Below are 2,072 nucleotides of genomic sequence, written 5' to 3' on the forward strand. Positions count from 1 at the left end.
CATTCTGGCATGGAAAAATCGTGTCAAGAAATATCGTGCTGCCACCTCATTTTTTTTGGGGGGGCGAGCAGTTACAATTTCATGGTCATTCACCCCAATTCATCCGAAATCAAGCTCAAGGGGAACCCATAGGGGAACCCACGGAAAGCAACAGATTTTGGTCTGGGAGCAACAGACATGGTGCGTTTTACCGACCGATTCATCAAAAACCTGAAGCCAAAACCAGAACGATATGATCTTCGGGAAGGAGACGGTTTCGGCATTCGGGTGGCTCCTTCTGGCACCAAGACCTGGCAGTTCGTCTACAAGCTTAAAGGACGAAAGCGGCGGGTCAGTCTGGGGGTGTATCCCGGCATGCCCCTGAAGGAGGCACGGGAATCTTATACCGCCCTTCGGGGGCAATTGGATCGTGGAGTTGATCCAGTTGAGTGGCAGCAGGACCAGGAAAGCAAAGCGGTAGAGGCCAAGCGCAAAGAAGAGCAAACCTTCACCGTAGCCGATCTGGTGGAAGAGTATATCGAGCGGTGGGCCAAACCTCGGAAACGCTCCTGGAAAGAGGATGCCCGCATGCTCCACAAGGATGTGGTTTCCCGTTGGGGCAAGCGCAAGGCGAAGGATATCAAGCGCCAGGATGTGGTTCGGCTCCTGGATGCCCTTCAGGATCGGGGGGCGACCGTCACCACCAACCGCACCCTGGCTGTAGTGCGCAAGATGTTCAACTTTGCTGCCGAACGGGGGGTGGTGGATGCCTCCCCTTGCGCTGGCATTCGTGCCCCCATCCAAGAAAAACAGCGGGACCGGGTGTTGTCGGAAGAAGAAATCCACGCCTTCTGGACCAACCTGGACGTAGCCCGCATGAGTGAAGGTTCACGACTGGTACTGAAGCTGCAACTCCTGACAGCCACCCGCAAGGGAGAGGTGATTGTGGCTGCTTGGGAGGATTTTGACCTGAAAGGGGCTTGGTGGACCATCCCCGCCGATATAGCCAAAAACAAGATGCCTCACCGGGTGCCCCTCTCCCAGGAGGCCCTGGCCGTGCTGGTACACATCAAAACCCTGTCCGGGGAATCCCCCTGGCTCTTCCCCTCCCGGATCCCCGGCAAGCACATCATCCCCACCAGTGTGGATCATGCGGTTCGAAAGAATCTGGAAATCTTGGGGGCGGGCCAGCTTGTCCCCCATGATCTACGCCGCACAGCTGCTTCCCACATGACCGGCATGGGCATATCCCGACTGGTGGTCTCCAAGCTTCTCAACCACGTTGAAAGCGGAATCACGGCGGTTTATGACCGGCACTCCTACGACAAGGAAAAACGGGCCGCCCTGGATGCCTGGGGGCGAAAGGTGAACGAAATCGTAACCGGACAAGAAGAGAGCAATGTGATTCATCTTGCTGTCGGGTAATAGTTTGGAATATTATAACTCATGCGATATGAGATTCTCATCACCCGGCGGGCAAAGCGCCAGCTGGAAAAATTGACTTGGCGGGTTCAGGAAAAGGTTGCTGAAGGGATCGCCCGGCTTGGGAATGACCCCTTTGATCAGGCTTTGGATATCAAACCCCTCGTCAATGACCCTGTGGCCCAATATCGCCTTCGGGTTGGCAGTTACCGGGTGAAGTTCAATCGGGATGATGGAATCCGGATCGTCGAAATCATGCGTGTGGGACACCGACGGGAGATTTATCAATGAGCCAGCGAGCCCAGGTAATATTCGACAATGGGAAGCCCGCCTTCGTGGTGGTGCCTTACCAGGACTATGTAGCCTTGACCGGTGAGGATTTGGCACCGACTGAAGATGATGCCGAATTCGTTCCTTTCCGTGTGGGGGATTATATCCAAAACCCCATCAAGGCAGCCCGGATTGAAGCTGGTGTCAGCCAAACCGCCTTGGCCGATAAACTTGAGGTTTCCCAGGGATACATCAGCAAAATAGAACGGCGTGGATATCGGGTGACAGAACGATTGATGGAACGCGTCAAAATCGCTTTGGAAGCCTGAGTCCCCCGAAAAAAGTCCGTTCAAGCTTGATAGCATTCCCAGGCCAGTTGACTGCTTGATGTGAAAATCTCA

General features: G+C 54.7%; 3 protein-coding genes. All 3 read left to right on the top strand.

Going from position 1 to position 2,072, the window contains the following annotated elements:
* The first annotated feature begins 180 nt into the window (after positions 1–180).
* The 3 genes from HQL52_20295 to HQL52_20305 are packed head-to-tail and all read left to right on the top strand — an operon-like array spanning position 181 to position 2,000.
* The gene (locus tag HQL52_20295) at positions 181–1,404 is read left to right on the top strand and encodes a tyrosine-type recombinase/integrase (protein ID MBF0371780.1); all 1,224 of its coding nucleotides are present in this window, start codon (positions 181–183) and stop codon (positions 1,402–1,404) included.
* Positions 1,405–1,425: 21 nt separating this feature from the next.
* Positions 1,426–1,692, top strand: coding sequence for a type II toxin-antitoxin system RelE/ParE family toxin (locus HQL52_20300; GenBank protein ID MBF0371781.1), 267 nt, complete (start codon positions 1,426–1,428; stop codon positions 1,690–1,692).
* Positions 1,689–2,000 carry a helix-turn-helix transcriptional regulator gene (locus tag HQL52_20305; protein ID MBF0371782.1) on the top strand — a complete coding sequence of 104 codons (312 nt, stop codon included), beginning with the start codon at positions 1,689–1,691 and terminating at the stop codon, positions 1,998–2,000. The genes HQL52_20300 and HQL52_20305 overlap by 4 nt, the downstream gene beginning before the upstream one ends.
* Positions 2,001–2,072 lie beyond the last annotated feature (72 nt).

The organism is Magnetococcales bacterium, from assembly GCA_015232395.1.
GTDB lineage: Bacteria > Pseudomonadota > Magnetococcia > Magnetococcales > JADFZT01 > JADFZT01.

Coding starts and splice junctions, on each gene's coding strand:
- HQL52_20300 (MBF0371781.1), top strand. CDS start 1,426: ATGCGATATGAGATTCTCATCACCCGGCGGGCAAAGCGCCAGCTGGAA.
- HQL52_20305 (MBF0371782.1), top strand. CDS start 1,689: ATGAGCCAGCGAGCCCAGGTAATATTCGACAATGGGAAGCCCGCCTTC.